Source organism: Nostoc punctiforme PCC 73102, assembly GCF_000020025.1.
Lineage (GTDB): Bacteria > Cyanobacteriota > Cyanobacteriia > Cyanobacteriales > Nostocaceae > Nostoc > Nostoc punctiforme.
In genome coordinates this window covers 5,237,606-5,263,381 of sequence record NC_010628.1, presented here as the reverse complement: position 1 = coordinate 5,263,381, position 25,776 = coordinate 5,237,606, and the positions used below count along the sequence as shown (strand labels likewise).

At 42.2% G+C, this 25,776-nt stretch carries 21 protein-coding genes and 1 pseudogene; 12 read left to right on the top strand and 10 right to left on the bottom strand.

Annotated features, from left to right (window positions below; genetic code table 11):
- Positions 1 to 723: 723 nt before the first annotated feature.
- The 7 genes and pseudogenes from NPUN_RS21170 (at position 724) to NPUN_RS39320 (ending at position 7,406) form a co-directional block, all read left to right on the top strand.
- Positions 724 to 1,830, top strand: coding sequence for a ligand-binding sensor domain-containing protein (locus NPUN_RS21170; RefSeq protein ID WP_041565546.1), 1,107 nt, complete (start codon positions 724 to 726; stop codon positions 1,828 to 1,830).
- Between the two features lie 78 nt (positions 1,831 to 1,908).
- The gene (panB, locus tag NPUN_RS21165) at positions 1,909 to 2,679 is read left to right on the top strand and encodes a 3-methyl-2-oxobutanoate hydroxymethyltransferase (protein ID WP_012410535.1); all 771 of its coding nucleotides are present in this window, start codon (positions 1,909 to 1,911) and stop codon (positions 2,677 to 2,679) included.
- A gap of 103 nt (positions 2,680 to 2,782) precedes the next feature.
- The gene (locus NPUN_RS21160) at positions 2,783 to 3,592 is read left to right on the top strand and encodes a tetratricopeptide repeat protein (RefSeq protein WP_012410534.1); all 810 of its coding nucleotides are present in this window, start codon (positions 2,783 to 2,785) and stop codon (positions 3,590 to 3,592) included.
- Between the two features lie 367 nt (positions 3,593 to 3,959).
- Positions 3,960 to 4,741: pseudogene (locus NPUN_RS39325) on the top strand (Rpn family recombination-promoting nuclease/putative transposase).
- A 167-nt stretch (positions 4,742 to 4,908) separates the two neighbouring features.
- Positions 4,909 to 6,225, top strand: a complete 1,317-nt coding sequence (trmFO, locus tag NPUN_RS21145; protein WP_041566339.1) for an FADH(2)-oxidizing methylenetetrahydrofolate--tRNA-(uracil(54)-C(5))-methyltransferase TrmFO — start codon at positions 4,909 to 4,911, stop codon at positions 6,223 to 6,225.
- Between the two features lie 241 nt (positions 6,226 to 6,466).
- The gene (locus NPUN_RS21140) at positions 6,467 to 6,868 is read left to right on the top strand and encodes a fasciclin domain-containing protein (RefSeq protein ID WP_012410532.1); all 402 of its coding nucleotides are present in this window, start codon (positions 6,467 to 6,469) and stop codon (positions 6,866 to 6,868) included.
- 202 nt (positions 6,869 to 7,070) lie between these two features.
- Positions 7,071 to 7,406: a hypothetical protein gene (locus NPUN_RS39320; RefSeq protein WP_012410531.1), complete on the top strand. Its 336-nt coding sequence runs from the start codon at positions 7,071 to 7,073 to the stop codon at positions 7,404 to 7,406.
- Here NPUN_RS39320 and NPUN_RS21135 read toward each other — a convergent pair.
- The 8 genes from NPUN_RS21135 to NPUN_RS21100 all read right to left on the bottom strand — a co-directional run bounded on the left by NPUN_RS21135 (position 7,384) and on the right by NPUN_RS21100 (position 18,973).
- On the bottom strand, positions 7,384 to 7,953 hold the full coding sequence (locus NPUN_RS21135; protein ID WP_012410530.1) for a GNAT family N-acetyltransferase: 570 nt from the start codon (positions 7,951 to 7,953) through the stop codon (positions 7,384 to 7,386). The two genes, NPUN_RS39320 and NPUN_RS21135, sit on opposite strands and share 23 nt — an antisense overlap.
- Complete coding sequence (locus NPUN_RS21130) at positions 7,950 to 9,305, bottom strand: UDP-N-acetylmuramoyl-tripeptide--D-alanyl-D-alanine ligase (protein WP_012410529.1); 1,356 nt, start codon at positions 9,303 to 9,305, stop codon at positions 7,950 to 7,952. Before NPUN_RS21130 ends, NPUN_RS21135 begins: the two co-directional genes overlap by 4 nt.
- Before the next feature lie 212 nt (positions 9,306 to 9,517).
- Complete coding sequence (locus tag NPUN_RS21125; RefSeq protein ID WP_012410528.1) at positions 9,518 to 9,964, bottom strand: tellurite resistance TerB family protein; 447 nt, start codon at positions 9,962 to 9,964, stop codon at positions 9,518 to 9,520.
- Positions 9,965 to 10,143: 179 nt separating this feature from the next.
- Positions 10,144 to 10,281 carry a hypothetical protein gene (locus tag NPUN_RS42060; protein WP_041566338.1) on the bottom strand — a complete coding sequence of 46 codons (138 nt, stop codon included), beginning with the start codon at positions 10,279 to 10,281 and terminating at the stop codon, positions 10,144 to 10,146.
- A 454-nt stretch (positions 10,282 to 10,735) separates the two neighbouring features.
- Positions 10,736 to 11,656, bottom strand: coding sequence for a histone deacetylase family protein (locus NPUN_RS21115; protein WP_012410527.1), 921 nt, complete (start codon positions 11,654 to 11,656; stop codon positions 10,736 to 10,738).
- Between the two features lie 191 nt (positions 11,657 to 11,847).
- Positions 11,848 to 14,484 carry an EAL domain-containing protein gene (locus NPUN_RS21110; RefSeq protein ID WP_012410526.1) on the bottom strand — a complete coding sequence of 879 codons (2,637 nt, stop codon included), beginning with the start codon at positions 14,482 to 14,484 and terminating at the stop codon, positions 11,848 to 11,850.
- Between the two features lie 494 nt (positions 14,485 to 14,978).
- Positions 14,979 to 16,766 carry a ShlB/FhaC/HecB family hemolysin secretion/activation protein gene (locus NPUN_RS21105; protein WP_012410525.1) on the bottom strand — a complete coding sequence of 596 codons (1,788 nt, stop codon included), beginning with the start codon at positions 16,764 to 16,766 and terminating at the stop codon, positions 14,979 to 14,981.
- Between the two features lie 431 nt (positions 16,767 to 17,197).
- Positions 17,198 to 18,973, bottom strand: a complete 1,776-nt coding sequence (locus NPUN_RS21100) for an SWIM zinc finger family protein (RefSeq protein ID WP_148220442.1) — start codon at positions 18,971 to 18,973, stop codon at positions 17,198 to 17,200.
- A gap of 474 nt (positions 18,974 to 19,447) precedes the next feature.
- Here NPUN_RS21100 and lpdA point away from each other — a divergent pair, with 474 nt between their 5' ends.
- The 4 genes from lpdA (at position 19,448) to NPUN_RS21080 (ending at position 23,479) form a co-directional block, all read left to right on the top strand.
- A complete protein-coding gene (gene lpdA, locus NPUN_RS21095) occupies positions 19,448 to 20,878 on the top strand; it encodes a dihydrolipoyl dehydrogenase (protein ID WP_012410523.1) in 1,431 nt (476 codons plus the stop codon).
- Between the two features lie 96 nt (positions 20,879 to 20,974).
- Positions 20,975 to 21,865: an indole-3-glycerol phosphate synthase TrpC gene (trpC, locus tag NPUN_RS21090; protein WP_012410522.1), complete on the top strand. Its 891-nt coding sequence runs from the start codon at positions 20,975 to 20,977 to the stop codon at positions 21,863 to 21,865.
- Between the two features lie 214 nt (positions 21,866 to 22,079).
- Positions 22,080 to 22,331, top strand: coding sequence for a DUF5340 domain-containing protein (locus tag NPUN_RS21085; RefSeq protein WP_041566335.1), 252 nt, complete (start codon positions 22,080 to 22,082; stop codon positions 22,329 to 22,331).
- Between the two features lie 479 nt (positions 22,332 to 22,810).
- On the top strand, positions 22,811 to 23,479 hold the full coding sequence (locus NPUN_RS21080; RefSeq protein ID WP_012410520.1) for a carbonic anhydrase: 669 nt from the start codon (positions 22,811 to 22,813) through the stop codon (positions 23,477 to 23,479).
- A gap of 191 nt (positions 23,480 to 23,670) precedes the next feature.
- Here NPUN_RS21080 and NPUN_RS39315 read toward each other — a convergent pair whose 3' ends face one another.
- Together NPUN_RS39315 and NPUN_RS21070 are read right to left on the bottom strand one after the other, a co-directional pair.
- Entirely contained in the window at positions 23,671 to 23,829 is a 159-nt protein-coding gene (locus NPUN_RS39315; RefSeq protein ID WP_012410519.1) for a YqaE/Pmp3 family membrane protein, read from the bottom strand.
- Between the two features lie 142 nt (positions 23,830 to 23,971).
- Positions 23,972 to 24,319, bottom strand: a complete 348-nt coding sequence (locus NPUN_RS21070; RefSeq protein ID WP_012410518.1) for a translation initiation factor — start codon at positions 24,317 to 24,319, stop codon at positions 23,972 to 23,974.
- 208 nt (positions 24,320 to 24,527) lie between these two features.
- On the opposite strand from NPUN_RS21070, the gene trpB reads away from it, so the two are divergent.
- Complete coding sequence (gene trpB / locus NPUN_RS21065) at positions 24,528 to 25,763, top strand: tryptophan synthase subunit beta (protein ID WP_012410517.1); 1,236 nt, start codon at positions 24,528 to 24,530, stop codon at positions 25,761 to 25,763.
- The last annotated feature ends 13 nt before the right edge of the window (positions 25,764 to 25,776 follow it).

The following is a 25,776-nucleotide window of genomic DNA, read 5'->3' as shown; positions in this document are numbered from 1 at the left end:
CCTAGCGCTTCTACTGTTTCCTCTTCTTACGAGTCAAAATTCTTTTTTACCTCTTCTTCGCACCCGACTAAACCTTCTCAATTTCACCAAAACTCCCGCATTTTGCGGTTAGCATTTAGATAATTCCCCTACAAATCGGGATATTTAGGGGATTGGGCTGGCTGGCACACATTCCCGCCTTTACACTCCCTATATCTTCTCCGTTGATGGAAAAGATACCAGAAAAGAATTTACTTGACATAGATTTAGCAGAGTGATGAGCGTAAAGATAAAAAATCGCACACCACGTAATTTGTAACTTATTTCACAATATATCAAGAATTCGATAAGTTATTCTTTCAAAGTTTTTAACTTATCTATTTAATTTTGTTATTACATAAAGATTTAACATTTTGTGACAAATACTTTACAACGTGTCATTAGTAGTGTGTGGAGATTGGGGATTGGGGACTGGGTATTGGGTAATAAGAAAGTATTCCTAAATAACGCAATGTGCGGCTTATTGTTAAAACCCCACTTCCATTCCTCTCTCCGAAAGGTCGATAGGCTTTAATTTTAGCTCCCCTTTACTACCAGGGAAGGGGTTGGGGGTTAGGTTTGAGAGAAAGTTGCACACGGCGTTAAATATTTATTTCCTATTTCCTATTCCCCAATCCCCAATGTTTAAAAAATCCCAGCTAGGGGAACACTGGAATTAACCCAAAGCCAGTTTAGATAACAGCTATGGGTACTGTCTCCAAAGGAAATATCACTGTGGTATTGTTTTGCAAGCGTACTAATTTATTGATTACTTCTATCTTATTTGGGTTGATAGCTGTGCCCAGTATGGGATGGGCACAAAAAACCCCTGACATCAAATCATCTGATTTAACCCCCGCTTACCCACCTTCTGCGCCGCCACCGCGAGTAGAATCCTTGCCCGATGAGCGGGGAGTCCAAGAAAATTCGCCAGAAACTGATTATCGTGTTGGTAACTTACTAGCAGATGTTACAGGCAATCTTTGGGTAGGTTCTTGGCGGGGATTATCGCGGATCGATCCTAAAACTGGCAAGATTATTTCTCGTGTTAGCTTACCTAATGTTGCAATTGGTGCTTTAGCCCAAGACAAAGTAGGACGTTTGTGGGTGGGAAGTTATGGCGGACTAGTTCGAGTAGACCCTCGCACTAATGAAATCACCGCACAGAATTTATTTTTGCCTTCTAAACGGGTTTTGTCACTGTTACTTGATAAACGAGGTTATTTGTGGACTGGAACTGATAGTGGTTTAGCCCTAATTAGTCCTGACCAAGGTTTGATTATGACAACAGTAAAAAATCTGCCTGGTGTCAGCGCCAACACCCTAACTTTAGATGCTGAAGGTCAACTGTGGGTTGGCACTCTTGATGGATTGGTGCGGGTAAATACTGCTAGTGCTTCGATTATGAAGCGGATTGCCGATTTACCAGGGACGACTGTCCAAGCTTTAGCTATCAGTCCAGAAGGCTTAATTTGGGCCGGAATGCCGAATAATTTGCTAGTTATTAACCCAAAAACTGGTGCGGTGTTGCGGTCTGTAACTCGTTTACGTGGGCGTGATGTGACGGCGGTACGTTTTGCTAAAGATGGTAGTGTCTGGGTTGGAACTAACAATGGTTTGTTACGATTAAATCCAAATACAGGCGCTGTGTTAGATGCAGAAGTTGCTGGACTTCCTTCTAGTCGCGTTCTTGCCCTTGTACCTGACATCAGCAATAAACTATGGATCGGCACTAGTGAAGGTCTAGCTTGGTTAATGCCCAAAACGGACAGTGCAAAAACCCATATTGCTTTCAGCCGCGCTGTTAAATGAGGGAGTGGTGAGTGGGGAGTGGTGAAATTCCCTAATCCCCACTCCCTACTCCCTACTCCCTACCCCCCACCTAGAAAAATGGCAATCACTACCCAGCAATTAATTCAATGGAAACAACAGGGACGTTCAATTGTCGCGTTGACCGCCTGGGATTATGCGATCGCTCAACTCATCGATGCAGCTGGTGTAGACTTAATCCTTGTGGGCGACTCTATGGCAGTAGTTTTAGGGTATGACACAACACTGCCGATAACTTTGGATGAGATGATATACCACGCCAAATCTGTGCGTCGTGGGGTTAAACGCGCATTAGTGGTGGTAGATTTACCATTTTTGACGTATCAAGAAAGTCTTCAACAAGCGATGCACTCAGCTGGGCGGGTACTGAAGGAAACGGGCGCTCAAGCGGTAAAATTGGAGGGTGGCTATCCAGCGATCGCAGAAACTATTGCTCGTTTGGTACAAGCTGGAATTCCGGTAATGGGTCATGTAGGTTTGACACCACAATCGGTACATCAACTCGGTTTGCGACAACAAGGGAAAACCCAAGAAGCGAGTGAGAGAATTTTACTTGAAGCGATCGCTCTCGAACAAGCAGGTGTATTTTCTATAGTTTTAGAGCATATCCCCGCAGATTTGGCAATGCAGATTACACAAAAATTAAGTATTCCGACAATTGGTATCGGTGCGGGAACTCACTGCGATGGACAAGTTTTAGTTACCTCGGATGTAATCGGACTGGCTGAAAAACATCCACCGTTCGCCAAGGTTTACACCAACTTGCGAGAGACGATTACCAAGGCTGTGCAAGATTATGCCGTGGAAGTGCGCGATCGGAAATTTCCATAGTTTGTGGGAAATTGTGTGCAGTCACAAAACAGCAGAGCAAAGGTTATGATGTTCAATTCATTGACTTGGGAATAATACTAGTGTCATAAGCTTTTATAAACCAATGCTCAATTTAATGTTTGCTTTTGGATACTCTAGCCTTGGTTATATACTTTATAATTCTGGCGACTATCAAGGAGCTATTGAAAATTACACTCAGGCAATTTTACAAAATTCAGAGGATTTGACATCATATCTAAGTCGTGGTGTGGCTCGTTCACTGACAAAGGATTATCAAAATGCAATTGAAGACTTTAATGAAACAATCCGGCTGAGTCCTCAATATGCTCAGGCTTATGCTGAACGTGGTGTTGCTCGTGCAGCAATAGGCGATAATCAAAGTGCAATTGAAGATTGTAATCGTGCAATTCAATTAGATCCGCAATATGTACGAGCCTATTTTGGACGAGGTGCAGCTTGTTTTTACTCTGGTAACTATCAAGGTGCGCTAGAAGATTTCAGTCTGATAGCCAGCATGGAACGTTCTGCTGTTTCTTACTACAATTTGGGCATTCTGCAATATTCTCAGGGTATTAATAGCCAAGCCATTAAGCACTTAACCAAGGCTCTTTATGTAGATCCCAATTTAATAGCTGCTTACTATGTGCGGGGTAATGCGTGTTATGAGTTAGGAGATGAGCAAGGTGCATTTGCAGATTTTAATGAAGCAAAGCACATTGAAGCAGTGGGTAGAGGTGAAATATATTCTGAGGATGAATTTGCTTTCTACGCAAGGGGTTTGGCGAGCCATCGCTTAGGAAATCGAGAGGAAGCGATCGCTGATATCCAAGAGTCAGCCCAAATTGCTTTAAAGCATCAAAACACAATATTTCACCAAAAAGCAATCGACTTCATGAGCGAAATTCAGTCTTAAGAAAGTTGGCATGAATAAATTATTATGGTTTTTGGTCGCGCTGTCTTCGCTAAAGCGTAACTACAAGATAATTCCAGATATTTGCCATTAAAAAAGACAAGAAAGAAGCTACCGAATAGTTCAATACAGTTCAGATAAGCCCAAAACCCTCATGTAGAGAGGTGATTTTCCCGTCTTCAAAGATCAATTATCTACACCAATAACTTTTAATCCAAGCGTATTGCCGAATAGTTAGTTTTCCACCTGGGATAATTTATGCAATCAGAGAGCAGCACATTATAAAATTACTCAAGTTAAAAATTGTGCTACAACATCCAAAGTGAAAACTGACAGCATATTTTATCGCTTATTTTAAGAATTTCCCAGTATCTTCTTTGAACTGATTGGCAATCCTCCTGAGACTGCCAATACCTATCAATTCTCTTCAGTTGAAATCAAACAAACTGCCTTTAGAATAGATGGTGTTTTTCTTCCTACTCAAGACGAAGAAAATCTAATTTATTTCGTCGAAGTTCAATTTCAACCAGATTTAGATATTTATTTACGCCGAGTTTCAGAAGTATTTCTTTATTTGCGGCAAAAGAAATCTAAAAATTCTTGGCGAGGAGTGGTGATTTATCCCAGGAGGAATATAGATACTGGTGAACGACAAGATTGCCACGAATTCTTCAACAGCGATCGTATTAGTATAATTTACTTGGATGAACTAGGTGAAGCTGCATCGCTACCAATAGGTATTGCTACCATCAAGTTAGTAATTGAAAATGAAGATACAACTATTACACCACTGCCAGAGAACTAATTAACCGTACAAAACAAGCGGTAAATTTGCAACTGCCACAAAAACAATTACTAGAATTAATAGAGACAATTCTGGTTTATAAATTGCCTAATATAAGTCGAGAGGAGATAGAGGCGATGTTTGGGTTAAGTGAGTTGAAGCAAACACGGGTTTATCAAGAAGCTAAACAAGAAGGCAAAGAAGAAGGCAAAGAAGAAGGTAAACAAGAAGGTCGTTTTGAGGCAAAATTAGAAGCTGTACCTAAACTGCTAGCACTAGGTTTAAGTGTGGAACAGATATCACAGGCGTTAGATTTGGATGTTGCACAAGTCCAGCAAGCATTACAGCAAACGCCTCTCAATGAATAAGTTCAGAGCAATGTCTGACGACAATCCGCTTTTTGTCTAAGCATCTTAGGTGAGCCTAATTGCTGTTGTTGTATTTACAGAAGTATTGATGAGTTAGCCTGTTTTTATTTAATTTTACTTCTGTGATGCTGATCGATACTTATGATGTAGGAATTAAAAAATTAACTATGGAACAACAACCGATACAAGTAATTGGAGGTGGACTAGCTGGCACAGAAGCAGCGTGGCAAATAGCCCAAGCTGGAGTGCCTGTAATTCTCCATGAAATGCGTCCAAAGCGCTTCAGTCCTGCTCATCATACAGAACATTTGGCAGAATTAGTCTGTAGTAATTCCTTTGGGGCAATGGCAAGCGATCGCGCGGCGGGATTATTGCACGAAGAATTACGCCAACTCGGTTCTATCGTCATCTCCAAAGCTGATGAACACGCCGTTCCTGCGGGAGGGGCGCTAGCGGTAGACAGGGGACAGTTTGGCCAAGACTTGACTCAAACTTTAGCCAACCATCCTTTAATTGAATTTCGCCGGGGTGAAGTATCTGCGATTCCTGAAGGGATTGTGGTTTTGGCAACTGGGCCTTTAACTAGTCCCGACTTAGCCGAAGATTTGCAGCGCTTTACGGGGATGGAATACCTCAGCTTTTTCGATGCGGCTAGTCCGATCATTGTGGGAGAATCGATTAACCGTGACGTTGCTTTTATGGCATCACGTTATGACAAAGGTGAAGCCGCTTATCTCAACTGCCCAATGAATAAAGAGCAGTATTTGCACTTTAGAGAAGAACTTTGTAAAGCTGAACAAACAGAACTCAAAGGTTTTGAACGCGAAACGGCGAAATTTTTTGAAGCTTGTTTACCCATTGAAGAACTAGCACAGCGCGGGGAAGATACCATGCGCTACGGCCCCCTAAAACCAGTGGGGTTGTCAGATACTCGCACTGGGGAACGTCCTTATGCTGTGGTGCAGTTGCGACAAGAAGACAAAGTCGGTCAACTGTGGAATATGGTAGGATTCCAAACTAATCTGCGTTGGGGTGAGCAAAAGCGTATATTTCAGCTAATTCCCAGTTTGGAAAAGGCGGAGTTTGTGCGCTTGGGAGTTATGCACCGCAACACTTTTATTAATGCCCCTCAGCTAATGCATCCAACTCTGCAATTTAAAGAATGTCCAACTTTGTTAGCTGCTGGACAGTTGATTGGTACTGAAGGCTACACTGCTGCGGCTGCGGGTGGCTGCTTGGCGGGAATTAATGCAGCGCGGCTAGCCTTGGGTAAAGAAGCTTTAGTTTTACCACCAACAACAATGATGGGTGCGTTATTGGAATTTATTAGTTCCGCTTCGCCGAAGCATTTTCAACCAATGCCGCCCAACTTTGGGATTTTTCCCGAACTGGGTGCGAAAATCAAAAGTAAGCAGGAGCGTTATGGACGTTACCGCGATCGCTCTTTAACCGATCTAGCAAGCTGGAAAGCTAATCAGAATTAATGGGAATGGGGAAAAGATGCATAGAGAAGAGACAAGGGAGACAAGGAAGAGACTTGTTCAATAATTTCCCCTTGTCCTCCTTGTCCCCCTCGTCCTCTAATCCTTTCCTGCTTTCCTGCTTCCCCTGCTCCCTCTGCTCTCTTCTCCCCTCCCCTGCATCTTTTCCCCACTACCTATTTAATAAAACTTCAAATAGGTTTATTATCCTTTAAAATCTTTTGCAAAAATTTAGGTCAAGTATATGGCTGATATTGTTGATATTGCTGTTACGGCTGAGTCTTTCAAAACACTAGTGGCGGCTGTACAAGCTGCTGGTTTAGTAGAAACATTAAAAAGTCCTGGCCCGTTCACTGTCTTTGCGCCAAATGACGATGCTTTTGCCAAATTGCCGCCGGGAACTATCCAAACTCTGTTACAGAATATTCCCCAGTTGACGCGGATTTTAAAGTATCATGTCGTTCCAGGAAAGCTGCTAAAGGCTGATTTGGCAGAACTCGGCACGGTTAATTCTGTGGAAGGTTCACCTATTAAAATTCATTCTTTAGATGGTTTTGAAGTTAAAAATGCCACAGTTTTAGCAGCAGATATCGAAGCTGATAATGGTGTAGTACACGTTATCGATACCGTGATTTTACCGGGTTAATTCAGCTAGGGTGGGTGTTTTCCACCCTACTTATCCAAAATCTTTATAATTAACTAACTATTGAGTAGTATCAAAACGCAACTCAATATTTTAATTTATGTTATGTTTGCAATGTGATTACTCACTCACCTGTTAATGTAAATTTAGTTATTTTAAAATAAATTAAGTTCTTAAAAAGCTAACATCTATCCCAACAACATTAATGCTCGATTTTAACACCTTAGTAGAGTTCTCTCGTGGTAACTGCATAAGTATTTGTGCGTTTCTCGTCCCAGCGAATTTGCTTGTCACAATTTTAACAATGGGTCTGGTAGCCTTACGTCGCCCATCACATCAAGTGTGGCAATCTGCTGGAATTGCCAGCTTTTTCGCTTCTGTAATGATCCTGCACGTATATACTTGGTTCATGATTGGCGTGGTGATGGCTCCTACTTATATCTTGCTGTGGCTAGCAATCACGTGTTTGGTGACTAATTTGGGAGCAATTCTTTATCAAAGACGTTACAGTAACAGCCCTAGCCTTTCCAACAACGTCTGAAATCTAGACTTCTCCATTCATGCTCAAGGATGGCATATAGCCAAGAGTCTCTCCATTGTCCCTTAATCCAATGGTGTTCTCGCAAATATCCTTCTTGCTGCATTCCAATTTTTTGCATAACTCGTGCTGAAGCTATGTTTTCTGGATGACAAGTCGCAAAGATGCGATGTAAGCCTAACTCCTGAAAACCAAACGACACAACTGCTTTTACAGCCTCTGTTGCATATCCTTGTCCCCAAAATTCCTTAGTAAAACAGTATCCAATAGAGCCTGTTTTATTATCAATATCCGTAACGGATATGTGACAGACACCAATTAATTGCTGTTGGGTTTTTAAAGTCACTGCTAAGGCAAAATGTTGACGGGGTTCTTCTCCTTGTAATGAAATTTCTCTTTGCAAAAAGTTTTTGGTATCTTCTTCGCTATTAGGGCCAAAAGTCAAATAACGCACAACTTCATCATCGCTAGCGTATTGATGAACCGCTAGCCAATCTGATTCTACAAAGTCTCGCAGTATGAGACGTTGGGTTTCTAGCGGGAGATTCATCGGCTAAATTCTGCACGTAACTGATTGACAACCCGATCTAATCCCACGGAATGGGCGGCTTTGAACAATAAACGATCGCCTGTTTGCACAAATGTCTTCAACCTAGCCACTAACTCGGCATGAGTTGCAAAGCATTCCGATGGGATACCTTCGGCACTAAGAGCCATCGCTTCGGCATCTTCTCCATCCACCAAAACCAATAAACCGTCTAAATTCAACTTTCGTACTGTTTCTCCAACTCGCTGGTGCAACTGCTGCGATCGCTCTCCTAATTCTTTCATTGCACCCAATACGGCAATCTTCCGCTTTCCGGGTGTGTCTGCTAATAACTGCAACGATGCAATCATAGCTTCTGGTGCAGCATTATAAGTTTCATCTAAGATTATCACATCATTGGGTAAGGTAAATCGCTGCGATCGTCCCGTGGGCATATCCACCTCTACACCTGCTTTAAGGTTTGACCAATCAATCCCCAAAACCTTTGCCACAGCTAAAGCTGCTAAGAAATTAGTCGCATTGTGACGACCAGGTAGCGGTAAAGGCAATTGGATTCCTGCAACTTCCATCTGGTCGTTATCAAGTAACTGCCCTTGAATATCCCCACCAGAAAAGCCGTAAGTTAAAACTTCTCCGTGCCAAACTTTCGCCGCCGTGGCCATTAATAAAGGATTATCGTGGTTGATAATTGCCACACTATCAGCAGCCATTTCAGCTAACAACTCACATTTTGCCTCAGCGATAGCTTCTTCCGAACCCAGTAATTCAATATGTGCTGTCCCCACATTGGTAATTACTCCAATTGTGGGACGTGCTATTTGTGTCAGTTCGGCGATTTGTCCCCTACCCCGCATCGCCATTTCAATCACAGCGTAGTCATTTTCTGCGCCAAGTTCTAAGAGAGTTTTCGGAACACCAATTTCGTTGTTGTAATTTCCATAAGTTTTGTGAACTTGCCCCTTTGTTCCTAAAACTGCGGCAATCAATTCTTTGGTTGTTGTTTTACCCACAGAACCTGTTACACCAATTACAGGAATATTAAAGCGATCGCGCCACCATCTGCCAATTTGTTGATATGCCTTTAAAGTATCTTTTACCCGTAACACCGGAAAACCGGGATTTTCGTATTCAAAATCGACAATTGCAGCTATTGCACCCTTTGCGATCGCAGTTGGCACAAATTTGTGTCCATCAAATTTATCGCCTCGCAAAGCGACAAATACTTCACCCAGCTTCAGGGTACGGCTATCTGTTTGTATACCGCAACTTACTTGTGTTAAAGCAGTTTCAGATAAGTTTATTGGACTGGCCAAAAGAACTTCAACCAGTTGGGATAGGGTGGCAGAACAACGCATAAGTAATTTACAATTTTATTGTTCAAAATTATAAAATCGAATTATGACACACTACTGCATTTAACAACAAGATTTGCGACTTCTCGAAAAAGCCCCAAATTTAAGTCTATTCACAATAACACCAAAAATAGTGCCAAAGAAGCTTAAGTCCTTTGGCACGCCTTTTTTTAGAAGCTATTTATATAGTTTAATTAAGCAGATGCTTTATTTTGCTATACCCGGTTTTTAATTAAGATTACTTGCATGATTTGTAGTGCTATCTCACGAGAAATGCCTAAAGCTTGATATAGATCGTTTAAGAAGCTTTTTTCTTCTTCAGCGACAACACCTTCAGCTAAGACTAAATCAGTAGCTACTGCAAAGGCTGATTCCCGCAAGTCCTGAGATAGAGAATCCTTTGCTGCATCAAATAAAGCGTTAAAACCATCCCCCTTGATAACGCCCAATATTTGGTCAAACAGCCTATTCATCATCTCATGAGGATAACCTTTAAAAAGTTTCATCCGAGACAGCACAAAAGTGATAGAATTTGCTTGCTCAACAGAAAGATAACCGTCTGAAGCTGTTGCCGCCAAGACAATAACAGCAAAAGCTTCCGCTGAATTGAGTGCTCCTTGGGTTTGGTTTTCTGTACCCAAAACAGCGTTGAATAGATTCATCTGTAGTAACTCCTTGGCTAGAGTCTCAATAGCGCTACAGTTACCTGTATTTTGGTAGATTTACAGGTAAGACTAGTAACGCTATGAGACTTTCATGCTTTAGTATTCCCAAGATTTATCCACGGCGAACACTTGCACCCAATGGTTTTTGGCAATAACTACAATTGCCATCTGTAAACTTAGCGTTCTCCTGCCTTTTCTATTGTTTCAATTACCGCTAAACCTATACCAGAAGCTGCTATTAACAGTACTGCTGATATCAAATAGGCATTAGTCAACATCCGTAGGGCTTCACCGAAAAAAATATAGGTGGTCATTGCTTCACCTTTGAAATTTGTGCTGCTAGTACTTTTTATTTCTCCACCCCTGATAGGTGAATTTCGCTGAGAAACTGCTAGCAATTGCATCTTAACAAAACTTTAGCTCTTTCAGAACCCCATTCAAAATTTTTATTTCTGAAGATTTGATGAACTTGAGAAAAAAGTGCATTAAGTATAGGGCATGAACAAGAAACAAGGAAGAAAAGGGCTTAAAAGGGTAGATATTTTGTATTTGGTCATTTTTTAACTATTTCACCCGATGCTTAAATCCTGAAACGACCAAACTACGTTAAACACTTGAGAATTTTCTCAACTATTTTCGACATGCTAAAAAACTTATCCTTGAAGGAAGAAAAGGGGGAGAGACTTCTCCCCAACTCTTCAGTTCAGGAAACCTTTGCCTGCTTGATTTTTGTGAACTTTTGTTCGGTAATCAGGGGAACAAGAAAATTTAAAGTAGACAGGATTCAATTGTCGCTACAACTGATTGAGAAAGAGTATCAAAATCGTAACCACCTTCTAAACCAAACAAAATTTTACGAGTTAGCCCTAGACAATAATTAGTAAATAAAGCATAATCTTCTGGCTGCAAATTGATACTTGCTAAAGGATCGTCGGCATTGCCATCATAACCAGCACTCACAATCAATAAATCCGCTTGAAAGTTGGCTAAAAACGGTATGACTTGCCTTTCAAATAGTGGCTGATATACTGCAATATCACTACCAGGAGGTACTGGTAAATTTAATACATTATTATGAAAGCCGCGTTCTGTGGCTCTCCCAGTACCCGGATAACATGGATATTGATGTAGGGAACAGTAGGCGATACGTGCTTCAGTTTCAACGATCGCCTGAGTACCATTACCGTGATGCACATCCCAATCGAGAATGGCGACGCGGTTAATTCCGGGTTGTTCGAGGGCAAAGAAAGCGGCGATCGCAGCATTAGAAAATAGGCAAAAGCCCATCCCAGCATCACTTTCTGCATGATGTCCTGGGGGACGTGCTAATACAAAAGCTGGATTAGCCGACTTTAACACAGCCTCAACACCATCTAGCCATGCACTAACTGCCAACAATGCCACATCATAACTGCGTGGAGAAACTGGCGTATCTCCATCCAAAGGGCCGCCGCCACTAGAAGCGATTTGCCAAAGTTTTTTGATGTAGGCTGGGCTATGAGCTTTAACCAACATAGACATCAGTAATGGCTGTTCTGATACTGCTGTGGGCGATCGCCAGTCAATTTTATCTGCGAATGTAGCTGCTTTTAGGGCATTTGCGATCGCAGTTAAACGTTCTGGTTTTTCGGGATGGTATTTTCCAGTCTTGTGATCTAAAAATTCGTCGGAATAAATGACTGGCAGCATAAGACGAAAAAAGTCGGCAGCAGGACAATAAACAATTCGTAATTCGTAATTATGTTTTGTGACTGAATTTTACCCCAGACATAAAACAAGCTGTTTATAGGAACGGGGGTATCAACCCCTATTCAATTAGGGATTACGAATTATGATGAATGCTATTGTATCGTTACTGGTACAAACAGTTTTTCCTTGTACTAGATGATTGGTCGTTTACTCTCGAGGATTTCTGTTGCTTTCTGTTCAGGAAGTGGGCGGTAGAAGAAATAGCCCTGTACCTCTTCACAGTTGATAGATTTCAAGAACTCCAATTGCTCTGCTGTTTCCACCCCTTCGGCTGTCAACTTCAATCCCAAGCTGTGTCCCAAGGTAACTATGGCCTGAATAATATGAGCTACTTTGGAATCCGGCTGCAAATCCCTCATGAAAGACTGATCTATTTTGAGATTGTGGAGTGGCAAAAGCTGTAGGCGCGAGAGCGAAGAGTGACCCGTACCAAAGTCATCAATGGAGATGTTAACACCCATCTGCTTTAGCTCCTCTAACACCGTTCTGGTAAAACCCAAGTCCTCAATGGCTGTGGTTTCCATAATTTCTAATTCTAAAAAGTGGGCATCTAGACCCGTTTGCTCTAAAACTCTGGTTATAATCTCCACCAATTTGGGTTGGCGGAACTGCTTTAGAGAAAGATTGACAGCCATAGTTATAGGTGGCAATCCTGAATCTTGCCAGGTTTTATTTTGCATACAGGCTGTCCGTAGCACCCATTCGCCGATGGCGATAATTAATCCGCTTTCTTCGGCGAGGGGAATGAAGACACTGGGTGCTACCAATCCCATTTCTGGGTGCTGCCAACGCAACAGAGCCTCCATACCAGTAATTTCTCCTGTGCCAATGTTCACACGAGGTTGATAGAACACCGTAAATTCTTCACGTTCTAGGGCATAGCGCAAACTCTTTTCTAAAGTCAGAAGTTCGGGATTCTTGGCGCTCAGAGAAACACTGTAAAATTGATAGTTATTCCGCCCTTTGTCTTTGGCATAGTATAAAGCGGCATCCGCGTGCTGGATTAGTGTTTCGGCATCAGGACTGTTGTTATCAAGCAACGCAATACCGAGGCTCGCAGTCACATAAAGTTCATGCCCTTGGAGATAAAAAGGATCTTCTAAGGTTTGTAAAATTCTGTACGCCACTTGCGTTACTTCTTCAATATCAGTAACTCGTGGGAGTAAGATAGTAAACTCATCGCCTCCCCAACGGGCTATAGTGTCTCCCCCTCTGAGTAAATCTTGTAATCTTTGAGCGACGTTTTTTAACAACTGGTCTCCCAAGGTATGCCCCAGGGTGTCATTAATCACTTTGAAGCGATCCAAGTCGAGAAAGATCACAGCTAAACTTTCGCTATTGCGAGTGGCATTGGGCAGAGTTTTACTAAGCAGTTCGTTAAATAGTAGGCGATTGGGCAAGCCTGTCAGCATGTCATGGAGGGCTTGATAGCGAATCTTTTCTTCTACTTGCTGACGTTGCCGGGCACCAATGATACTAGCGGCCATTGTCAAAAGTGTAGATTCTTCGTGCTTTGACCAATGACGCTCAAAGGTGCAGTCTGCCAAGCCAAGATAGCCCCAGCACTCATTCTCCAAGCGGAGAGGAACCAGAAGAAGGGATTGAATGCCATCTCTAATGAGGAATTCTTGTTCGGCGATCGGAAATTTTTGGGTGAGTCCGCTAATTGACTGGCCGCTACGGAGAACAGTATACCAACGGGCTAATCCAGAACCTTGATAAACCTGATTCTGCCAATGGTGGTGGGTAGATTTAATTAAAGATTGCGTCCATTCAAACCGCAAACTGACTGCTATTTCCCCTGTAGCAGGATGGGGATGGTTCTGAAAAAGATAAGCACGATCTGCCTTGGCAGCTTCGCCCAGTATAGCTAAAGCTTGCTCAATACCAGTTTCGTAATTCATTTCCCCCAGCAAATAATTAGCGGCTTCTGCAACTGCTTGCAGCAAGCGATCGCGCTGACGCAATTCGGCTGTAGCTTGTTTTTGCTCTGTAATATCCCTAATAATAAAAGTTCTAATTAAATCACTTTGAGGAAGGTAGAGAACGGATTGTTCAAAAACTTCTGTATCTACTTCCACCTCCCGCACAAAAGAATTTTTTTCTAAATTTTTAACCGTACTCAGGAGTCCTGCTAATATTGGGTGTTCTGTGCCAACTTCCCTAAGTTTGGGAAACTTGAGAGTAGCAGCAGGATTGATATAAGTAACTATTCCCTCAAAATCCATCTCAACAATTGGATTGGGGATGAGTTCAGGGAAAGATGCTAGACGAGCTAAGGCAGACTCACTAGCTGCTTCCAAGCTGGGATCGATAGCTAGGGTTTGAAAAGGATTTGCAGGACTGGCTTGCTCTGATAGGAAGCCAGATAAGTCTTCAACATCAAAAGATTCAGAAAATACTTCTTCTGAAATGTTGGAAATAGCATAATATTTAGCCTGAGCTTGATGACTGCCAAAGTCAATGGTATCTCCATTTCTAAGATTATGAGAAAAGGCTTTAGTACCATTTATAAATAAGCCATTAGTACTTCCTTTACCCTTGAAGTTGCCATCAATAATTTGGAAGCCATATTGGTCAGTCTCTGGAACAGTTACTCGCAACAAAATTGCGTGTTGCATTGATACTGACCGGGAAACCAAGACAATGGTATTTGCAGGATGCCGCCCCAGAGAATAAGTAGCCTCTCGCAGGGGGACAGTTCTCCGCCCTCGCAGGTCTTTGATGACCAACAGATGGCGTATTTTTTCCCGCTCATTTCCTAACATGGCTCTTCCTCAAATTCTCATATATTTTTGTATTAGTCTGAAAAATACAACTCCCAGAAATACGATCTGAAAGTCTTAACTTCTAGCAAAACTTGCTTCATAAAATTTGTCACCACCTACAGATAACAGTTGCGTTACCTTATCGCGATAACACACCCTACAACCACGATCGTTGGTTGAGAAATTTTTAACTGGAAGTCCCAGAGATAAGTTATCAGCTTTGTCCCTTCGTCTATTCAGCCCAATCTTGTCTTTCTTAGGATACCCAGAATAAAATCAAACACTGAATAGAATATATAGTATATTTACGGGTTTTTATTCTGAGTGGTAAAGAAACTCCGAATTATATGAATAACCGTCTGATTTTTAGTTTTTAATGGCGGGAACCCCCCGTTAGTGTACTCCTAGGTCGAAGCAAGCTATGCGTAGCGTCTCGTTACAGAAGCCTATTGTAGATGAGGTAAGAAGAATAAACTGTTTCTAACACCTAAATTTTAAAAAGGATTATACAGTAAACTAAAATACAGACCGTTTTCTTGTAATGTTCTCTCATTTGATTCAACTGATATTAAAGGAACGCCCCAATCAAGACGAACAGTAAAGCGATCGCTCTGTGACCAACGCAACCCCAGACCAACAGAAGCTAAAGTATTAGGGTTGGGATTCTCTCTATCCGAACTATTCCAACCAACACCAAAATCTACAAAGGGAACAACCTGTAACGTGCTATCTATTTTAGGTAAGCGCAGAATTGGTACTTGAACTTCCGCAGAGACAAAAGTGGCATTATCTGTCAGCAGGTAATCTTGGCGGTAGCCCCGAACGCTATCCTGCCCACCTAAGCCAAATTGCTCTATAGGTAGAAGTGTTCTAGATGCTAGTTGCGTATTTAAACGCAGTAACATTAAGGTTTCAGGAGCTAAAAGACGTACCCACTGCGCTTGCCCTTGCCAAGCAAAAAAACGGCTATCGGGAGCATTTTGATTAATCGTGGGACTCAAGATATCTATACCCAAACTAAATTGAGAGCGGAGGGCGATGACTTCACGGCTGTTACGACTCGTCCATTCTTGAAAAAATCGGAATGCAGATACCTTGGTACGTCCCTCATCATCAGCGCCTAAACCAGGGAAAGGTATTCGCTCTATATCGATATAAGAAGCTTCACTTTCGCGGCGAGAGGCTGTCAACCCAAGGGCGAATTCTTGCGTAGGAGTTTGAATTATGGGCTGGCGGAATGTTACTTCGTAATAGCGAGAAGCCGATTCGATATCTAAAACGTTGAAAGGAGGTTCAATAACATTACTCGACGTAGTGCCATAGTTAAAAGTCAGTGTGCCATTGCGGGGATTGAGTGGTAATGTATAGTTCGCATCAAGGGAGTTGCTACCATCGGTATTAGTGTAAGCGACACCTAGAGAATCCCCCAATCCTAATAAGTTGGCTTCATTTAATTGTAATCGGCGGCGAAAACTGCCAACGCTAGGCGATCGCCCATTATCAAGAACTATCTGGCTACTAAAGGTTTTCGCCTCACTAACCTTGACTTCCAAAAGACTCGAACCAGTCCGCGATCCTGCAGAGAGTTCAGCAGAAACGTTTTGAATCAAAGGATTCAGTTGCAAAAGTTGTAGTGCTTCTAGTAGACGCTGCCGATTCAGAGGCGGTGATGTAGCTATTGCTAGGCGGCTGCGGACATAATTCGGATTCAACCGCCGAGTTCCAGTTACTTGAATATCTTCTAATTTACCTTCAACCACCTGAATTTTTACAACACCGGATTGGATTGTTTGGGGCGGTATGTATGCACCAGAGGTAATATAACCATTTCTGACGTATAGATCGGTAATTTTAGAACGTGCTTGATACACTTCAGCCAGCGAGATTGGTCGTTTGGTAAATTCAGCAGTGGCGAGGGCTAACTCTTCGGGACTGAAAACTGTGCTACCAAGAACTTCAAACCGTTCAACAACAATAGTTTGAGGAAACTTACCAGGTAGTGGTTCATCAGGTGTGGGAGTTGGGGCAGAGGGGGGAAATAGTTCTGCTGGTGGGGGAAGTGGCTGAGGCAGTTCAGGTGAGGGAACTGGCGAAGGTACAGGTGGTTGTAAATCTTGTGGTGGTGGGAGTTGTTGTTGTGAAAGAATGAAAGTACTAGTTGGTAATTGTGTAGTATCAACAGCCTGAGCTTTCAGTTGACTACAAGGTATGCTGCTGAGTAATACAAGCATACTCAGTGGTAATTGGGACGCTATAAGATTCTGAGGATATTTATTAATCATCGCACTGGACTATTTTTTATCAGTAACTATGGAATTATACGGAAACTGCTTCAGATGTGAATCTTACTTCATCTTTTGCCTTTAAAGTTGATTTCTTGGGCAAATCTCAATTTAAAAGCTAAAGAATTTGGTGATTGTAAACTTCAAAGCATTGATGGTGTTCAATCTGCATCAGCAAGAAGACATATTGGAATTATCTATTGCTGCGGCAGAAATAGACTTAGTGGTTTGTCTCATGATTTAAAAGGGCTGATCGGGACTTTATTCCTAGATTTTTAAGCACATGTTCGCGCAATGTTCCCACAGGGTAGCGCTTACTACTAAATCATCAGAATTAATGGGGAAAGCTATTAATTACATCAAAGCTTTCTAGAGATGTAAAACTTTGCGTCTCTACAACCCATCAAATGAAAGCTTAAAAATAATAGTTTTTACTCCATATCCTTTTGCTGCAACATTCCCATCAATTTACGTTTACGAGCGTGGGTTTGCATTAAGCTTTCCCGATAGCTTAACCAGTCAGCTTTCTTGCCAGATTCCAAGTAGGCGGCACGGACTTTTTTTAACCATTCAACCGCATAGTAGTAATATTCTGCCTTACCTCCATCCATAATCTTTTCGGCACGGCGACGCGCATTAGCAATCACCCAAGTAGGATTGTGAGGGATAGCGGCATTCATGACGCGATGAATCAATTCTGAATAATAAGAACTGAGTTCACTAGCGATCGCAATTGCATCATCAATTAGCCCCTCATGCAAGAATATATCTACCTTGGCTGATTCTGTTCCCCAACCACTATAAGTACGAATAATTCTCAACAGGTCTGTTTTGACAGTTTCCCAGTTTTCCCCAGCTAATTCTGCCATCTTTTCGTAGTCAACAAAGGAGGGCTTGACTTGAAAAGCCGCCTTAATTGCTAATAAAGCAGCTTCACTATTACCCAACTCAACAGCTAAATCACTTGTCCAAATTCCTAATTCGTACTGACAATTCCCTGGTAAATTTAACCCACTCTGGGCTATATCTAGTGATTGCTGTAACGCCCCCTGTTCGCTGAGTGCTTTCGCTAGGGCAAACGCCTCTTCTATTGAGTTCATCTGGGTTTGAGCAGCATCAACTGCTTCTTCTACTCTGCCCAAACGCCCTAACATTGTGAGATACTGCTGGGTTTGTCCTTCTGCTTCTGCTAAATATAGGTATTCTTGGTAACGTTCTTGACGCTCAAGAATTTTTAGCCGAATTAGTGCCAAATCATCTGCATAGTCTGGCACGTCTTCTTCCCAAGCTCCCCTTTCGGTAATATTACCTTGGAGAACTTGCACTAGGGGCGGATAATCCCAACCTTGCCGTAAAGCTTCCATCACTAGGCCAAAATCAGCATTCCACTCATCTTGCCAAGCTTCCAAATTTATTTGAATATCAACTTTTTCTTCTGGGGTAAGTTCAGCAGTCAGAATTGCTTCACACCAAGCTTCATTTAATTCCCCGACAATTTCATCATTTTCAGCACCGTAATCTGCAATGTCGTCCCAATTTTCCACACAAGTAAAGGTAATCGCTTCTAAAATAGCGATCGCATTTTCACCCTCTCCTCGTTCACTAAAAGCTACCGCAGTTTGCACCACACTCACCAATTCTTCGGCAATCGGGTCTTCTTCACCCCCTTCCTCAAAGTAGCGCACAGCATCCCGGATAATTTGCCGGACTTGCCGCCGAAAGGGAGCCGGATCAATACTACGGTGGCGCAAGGGTTTTATGCTTGTTTGCTCGACAATAGGATTCGTCATCCAACCTACATGACGGTCAATCGCCTCAATTAGTAGTGGGTATTCTTTTACCAACTCTTGCAGTAGCCTTTGAGTTTGGATATTATCCAGGCGATTGAGTAGTTGTTCTAGGGTGGGGCGCTGTTCAATACTTTCTGAATCACGCACACAGACAAGCATCGTGGCGATAATGTGTTTGCACCACCCGTCAAAGTTGTAGGCACAGGTGCAGTTTGCTGAGGTTAACCCACTGCTATCGAAACTCAAATTGACATGATAAGGTCTTGCTTCAGTACCTGCAACTTCCGCTTGAAGCAGATGACCACGTTGGGTAACAGTATGAACAGCACCAGCCTCATAGTATGCCTCGCCGCGTTGGAAAGATTTGGTGTTGGCATGACGGCGGATAGTAAATTCAGTAATTTGGGGAATAGACATCGAGCGATCGCCTGTGTAAATCCTCTGGATGAATCCTAAATCCAGCTTAGGTGTTAGGCGATGGTGCTGTAAAGTTATTGGGAATTGGGAATTGGAAATTAGAGACTGATTCATCCACCTCAGAACTCCGTTCATCTATCTGAGAACCTCATTCCCCATTCCCCATTTCCCATTCCCTTTAAAATAAGTATCTAGATTTGACTATAATTACTGAAAACATCCATCTTTTCGCCCGAAGTCAGTGAATCATAATTGAAGTTAGCAACACCCGAACGTTAAATCAGTAAATAGTTATCAGGCGGATGGTAGGGGATTTAAATCAGTTAGCAGTTTCCAGTGTTCACTGAATAACTATGTGCTGGGGCTTAAACCCAGCAAAAAAACTGATCGTTGATAACTGATAACTGTTAAAGGGGTTGCGCTGATTGTCGGTCAAGTTGAGAATAAATAGGCGAAGCAGACGGGGAACCTAACGTGAGTCAAGGATTTGATTACGATTTAGTCATTATCGGCGCTGGTGTAGGCGGACATGGCGCAGCCTTACACGCCGTAAGTTGTGGTTTAAAAACAGCGATTATTGAAGCTGGTGATATGGGAGGAACCTGTGTTAATCGGGGTTGTATTCCTTCTAAAGCGCTACTGGCGGCATCTGGACGTGTGCGGGAGTTACGCAATGCCCACCACCTCAAATCGCTGGGAATTCAAATTGGTAGCGTGGAATTCGATCGCCAAGCGATCGCTAATCATGCTAATAATCTCGTCTCGAAAATTCAAGGGGATTTAACCAACAGTCTCAAACGTCTAGGAGTCGATATTATCAGGGGTTGGGGAAAAATCGCTGGGGCACAAAAAGTTGCTGTAACCGGAGACGGTGCCGAAAAAATTATCACAGCCAAAGACATCATCCTTTCGCCTGGTTCAATTCCTTTTGTACCTCCAGGAATTGAAGTAGACGGCAAAACTGTCTTTACTAGCGACCAAGGTGTGAAGTTAGAGTCTCTACCAGACTGGGTGGCGATTATTGGCAGTGGTTACATTGGCTTGGAATTTTCTGATGTTTACTCAGCTTTGGGTTGTGAAATCACCTTGATTGAAGCCCTAGATCAGTTAATGCCAGGATTTGACCGCGATATTGCCAAACTTGCCGAACGGGTGCTGATTACTCCCCGTGATATTGAAACGAAAGTGGGGATATACGCCAAAAAAGTCACCCCTGGTTCACCAGTGGTAATTGAATTAGCAAATTTCAAAACCAAAGAAGATGTAGATGTCATCGAAGTAGATGCTTGCTTAGTGGCTACAGGACGCATTCCAGCGACCAAAAATCTTGGTTTAGAGTCTGTGGGTATAGAACTCGATCGGCGGAATTTTATCCCAGTTGACGATCGCATGGCAGTGCTATCAGCTGGTGAAGTAGTACCAAATGTCTGGGCAATTGGCGATGCTAATGGGAAGATGATGTTAGCACATGCGGCTTCTGCTCAGGGCATCATCGCGGTAGAAAATATAGTTGGGAGGGAAAGAATAGTAGACTATCGCAGCATCCCTGCAGCAGCTTTTACCCACCCAGAAGTTAGCTATGTAGGTTTAACAGAAACCGCAGCGAAGGAATTGGGACAAACCGAAGGGTTTGAAATCGCCACAAGTCGGAGTTACTTCAAAGGGAATTCCAAAGCGTTGGCAGAAAATGAAGCCGACGGTATTGCCAAAGTGATATATCGCAAAGACACCGGAGAAGTCTTAGGCGTTCACATTTTCGGGCTGCACGCCTCAGACTTAATTCATGAAGCGTCAGCCGCGATTGCAAACCGTCAATCCGTCCAAAGCCTCGCACATCTAGTTCACGCCCACCCGACACTCTCGGAAGTTCTAGACGAAGCTTATAAACGAGCGATCGCAATTTAGGGATTAGGGATTAGGTACTGGGAATTGAGAAGAATTCTTCCCCAGTCCCCAATCCCCATTCCCCATTCCCCATTTCCCATTCCCCATTCCCCAATTATGCAAATCCGTCGTCGTTCCCCTAATCCAGCTATTGCTGTATCCATGTTACGTTACCAGGCCGCCGTACCTGATTCAGCGCCAAACAATATCTTAGAAGAAATTGTCTGGCAAAAAGAAGTAGAATATGACCTGATGCGGGAAAAGGTTCCTTTGCAAGAATTGCGAAAGCAGGTACTGACTGCGCCGCCAACCCGTGATTTTGTTGCCGCTTTGCGCCAAGGCAAGACGAAGCCAGCGTTAATTGCCGAAGTTAAAAAAGCTTCACCAAGTAAAGGCGTTTTCCGAGAAGATTTTGACCCAGTAGCGATCGCTCAATCTTATCAGCAAGGTGGTGCTAGTTGTCTTTCCGTGCTAACCGATGTCAAGTTCTTTCAAGGTAGTTTTGAAAACTTAGCTAAGATTCGGGCTGCCGTAGATTTGCCCCTATTATGCAAAGAGTTTATCATTTATGCTTACCAAATATACTTGGCGCGGATTCACGGTGCAGATGCTATTTTGTTGATTGCGGCTATCCTGGGCGATCAAGATTTGAAATACTTCCTCAAAATTGCTAACAACTTGAAAATGGCAGCTTTGATTGAAGTCCATAGCTTGGCAGAACTTGACCGTGTGTTAGCCTTGGATGGGGTCTCCTTAGTAGGAATCAATAATCGCAATTTGGAAGATTTCTCAGTTGACTTGCAAACTACTTGCCAACTTTTAGCTGCAAGGGGTAGCCAATTGCAGGAGAAAAACATCCTTGTTGTCAGCGAATCAGGACTACACAACCCAGATAATTTGAGTTTAGTGCTTACAGCAGGTGCATCTGCTGTACTCATTGGAGAGTCTTTGGTAAAACAACCCGATCCCGGCGCTGCGATCGCCAGTATATTACCGAAAAATTTCTGAAATAAAAACTTCCCCTGTACCTCTTAGTGCAGGGCATACTATGCGTAGACACGCAGCACTTTGCTGTCAACTATTATCAATATCTTTGCCAAATCTTCATCGCTAATCAAATCAAAGCCATAAGTAACTAGTTATTTCTTATGTAACAATTTATGTACGAGAGATAAAATTTGACTAAGACAAAATTCCAAATATGAAATCAAAATTAAACTTCATGGAGCAAATTCCTTTACCTTCACCTATTCACTACGAACTTATACTTCAACTTTTAGAAAGACAAACTATGTTAGCAGTAAATGATAATCCAGATTTACGACATCAGGTAAATCAACTAATTATTACTCTCCGTAAAGCTGCGGTACAACAAAAACGACTAGAAGAAATTTGCGAATTTTCCTCTGTAACTGTCGATCACCGTTGGTCAATCAACCATCATAACGCGAGCAAAGTTGTTGCCCCCGATTGAAGCTGATAACTGAATATCTCAAATTTGGCATCTTTGTTAAGATAGTTTACTGTTATCAGGAAATAAATGTCTCTGTGTATTAAAGAGATAGCACTTAAAAGTTACGCCGCACTTCCTTGACTCAAATGCACAGTTTGGGGTGTCATTTAAAGTAATTATGTTTATAGAACTTTTTTTACTTTGCAAAAATATCTTATAGATGCTAGATGAGGGGTTGAAATTGGCAGTCTCAATAATCAGATTTTTGGTGATGTAAATTTTACTTTATTTAGCTATTTACCTAAAGTTATACATAGTAATTTTCTCTCTAAATTCTAAATCGTCTGTTTACAATTTATACAATAATTATATTAATGCTGTATGTAGAAAAAGACTGTCATCTTTCTCAAATTTTAGATTGCAACAAGTTCATACTGATTTAGCGGAAACTGTAATTCAGCTAAAATATTTATGAGATTATCTCCCGAATTTGACGAAAGATGAAATATAACAGCATTGATGAACTCTTCAGAAATAATCAGGCTTGGGTTGCAGAGAAATTAGCTATAGATCCAACTTACTTTCAAGAATTATCTAAGGGACAAACACCACCTTTTCTATACATCGGGTGTTCTGATAGTCGTTTACCCTTAACAAACCTTACTCGTACAGAACCAGGAGAATTATTTGTTCATCGTAATATTGCGAATCAAGTTTCTCTAACGGATATTAACTTTTTAGCCGTTTTAGAATACGCAATTTTACATCTTAAGGTGGAACATATTATCGTTTGTGGTCACTACGACTGCGGAGGAATTAAAGCTGCTTTAGAAGGGAGAACCATCGGAATACTGGATAACTGGGTAAATCCGATTCGGGAACTGTATTTACACAAACAAGAAGAAATTGATGCCTTACCAACCAGAGAAGAACGTCTGAATCGTTTGGCAGAAATAAATGTAGTGGCGCAAGTGAAAAATCTCTACCAAACTTCTATCATGCGTCAGGCACTTTATGAGCGAAAAGCGCCTATGGTTCATGGTTGGGTACTAGATATACGCACTGGCTTAATCAAAGATTTGAATGTCTCAACTGTGCAATGGCAGTTACACATCTGCCCTTTGCTTCTAGAGTTTAGACTCTATGCGATGTTAAAAAATGAGAGCTAATTTGGGATTGACTGCCACAGAGATTAATACTTTATCGACATGATTGATCGTGTCTTTAGAGTTTTTTAAGTAAAAGAAATATAGTATTGTGATATACCCATGCAGACATCCAACTTAAAAATCTTTTTGTAGAGGCAATTGATTAATTGCCTCTGTAGAAATGGTTACACCCAATCTACTCGTACAAAGAATTATTTCTTAGCAATTATCCATACTGCATGAATAATTCCAGGAATGTAACCAAAAAGCGTCAGAACTATATTAATCCAAAAGTCTATACCAAAACCTACTTGTAAAAAAACTCCCAAAGGCGGCACGAAAATGGCACACAAAATCCGAACTAAATCCATTTAAACCTCCTGTTTATCTCACTAAAAATAGCTTGTTAGCGAAGTAATCCACCACCGTTCAAGCATATTTGTACTTTATCAAAGATAACATTCCATTTCTCAATCGAGGTAACAGTTAAGATGCGGTAAACCGCACTCAAAATTAGCCACCACTAATTTTGGCTTTATAACCTAGCTTGGTCAAAATCTCGACAATTTTCTGTTTGTGTTCGCCCTGAATTTCAATTTCGTTATCTTTAAGTGTCCCACCTGTCCCACACTGGGTTTTCAACTGCTTCACTAAATCTGCCAAGGTTTCTGGTTTAGCTTGAAAACCGCTAATCACTGTGACAGTTTTGCCTTTGCGTCCTTTGCGGGAAGCTTGTACTTTAAGATTTTGTTGTTGTGGGGGTAGTTCTGGAATTGGTCTTTCTGTGGCGGCGGAGTTGTCGTTACCAAATTCGCGGTAGACGAAGCTTTTGTCAGAAGATTTAGAATTGGAAGAAGACATAAAATAAATGTTTAAGAAAAATTTCAAAGGCAAAGGCAGTGGAAACTTCTACGCAACCATTCTGCTGGGATATCAATTTCTAGACTAACATTACAAATCCATTGCCAGGAATTGGGAATTGTTTTTCTACCTCATCCCTAGGTATACCCCAGATATGTCCCAGACTTTTCTATAATAATTAAGTCATTTCCGTCATCGAAAACAGCCTGTGACTACCACTCCCCTCTCTCCAAGTTCAACTGCTCAGGTTCCCGATGCGTTAGGTCGCTTTGGACGCTTCGGCGGTAAGTATGTACCTGAAACGCTAATGCCTGCCCTTGCTGAATTAGAAACAGCTTATCAGCAATACCGCAATGAACCTGGTTTTCAAGCAGAATTACAGCAGTTGTTACGAGACTATGTGGGACGCGCCACACCATTGTATTTCGCGGAACGCCTGACTGCTCATTATGCGCGACCCGATCGCACTGGGCCACAAGTTTACTTAAAGCGTGAAGATTTAAATCATACCGGCGCTCACAAAATCAATAATGCCCTTGGTCAGGTTTTGTTAGCGAAACGCATGGGTAAGCAACGGATTATTGCCGAAACTGGTGCTGGACAACATGGAGTTGCTACAGCCACAGTTTGCGCTCGTTTTGGGCTGGAATGCGTAATTTATATGGGCGTTCATGATATGGAACGCCAATCTTTAAATGTTTTCAGAATGCGGTTGATGGGGGCAGAAGTGCGTCCGGTGGAAGCGGGAACTGGAACCCTGAAAGATGCCACTTCTGAAGCAATCCGCGATTGGGTAACAAATGTGGAAACAACTCACTACATCCTTGGTTCAGTAGCAGGTCCCCATCCCTACCCGATGATGGTACGTGATTTCCATGCAGTAATCGGGCAAGAAACTCGCACCCAAGCAATGGAAAAGTGGGGTACACTGCCTGATATTCTCTTGGCTTGTGTAGGTGGTGGTTCCAATGCAATGGGACTATTTTATGAGTTTATTAATGAGCCTTCTATCCGGTTCATTGGAATTGAAGCAGCCGGAGAAGGTGTTAATACCGAAAAACACGCAGCAACCTTGACAAAAGGGCGAGTTGGTGTATTACACGGAGCAATGAGCTATCTATTACAAGATGAGGATGGGCAGATCATTGAGGCGCACTCAATTAGTGCAGGGTTAGATTATCCCGGTGTGGGGCCAGAACATAGCTATTTGAAAGACACCGGTCGCGCTGAATATTATAGTGTGACAGATGCAGAGGCAATGGCAGCATTCCAGCGATTATCGAAATTGGAAGGGATTATCCCAGCATTAGAAACAGCCCATGCGATCGCATATCTCGAAACCTTATGTCCCCAACTAAGCGGCAGTCCCCGAATTGTAATTAACTGCTCTGGACGCGGTGATAAAGATGTACAAACGGTAGCCAAGTTATTAGATCCAGCGTAAATATACATAAAAT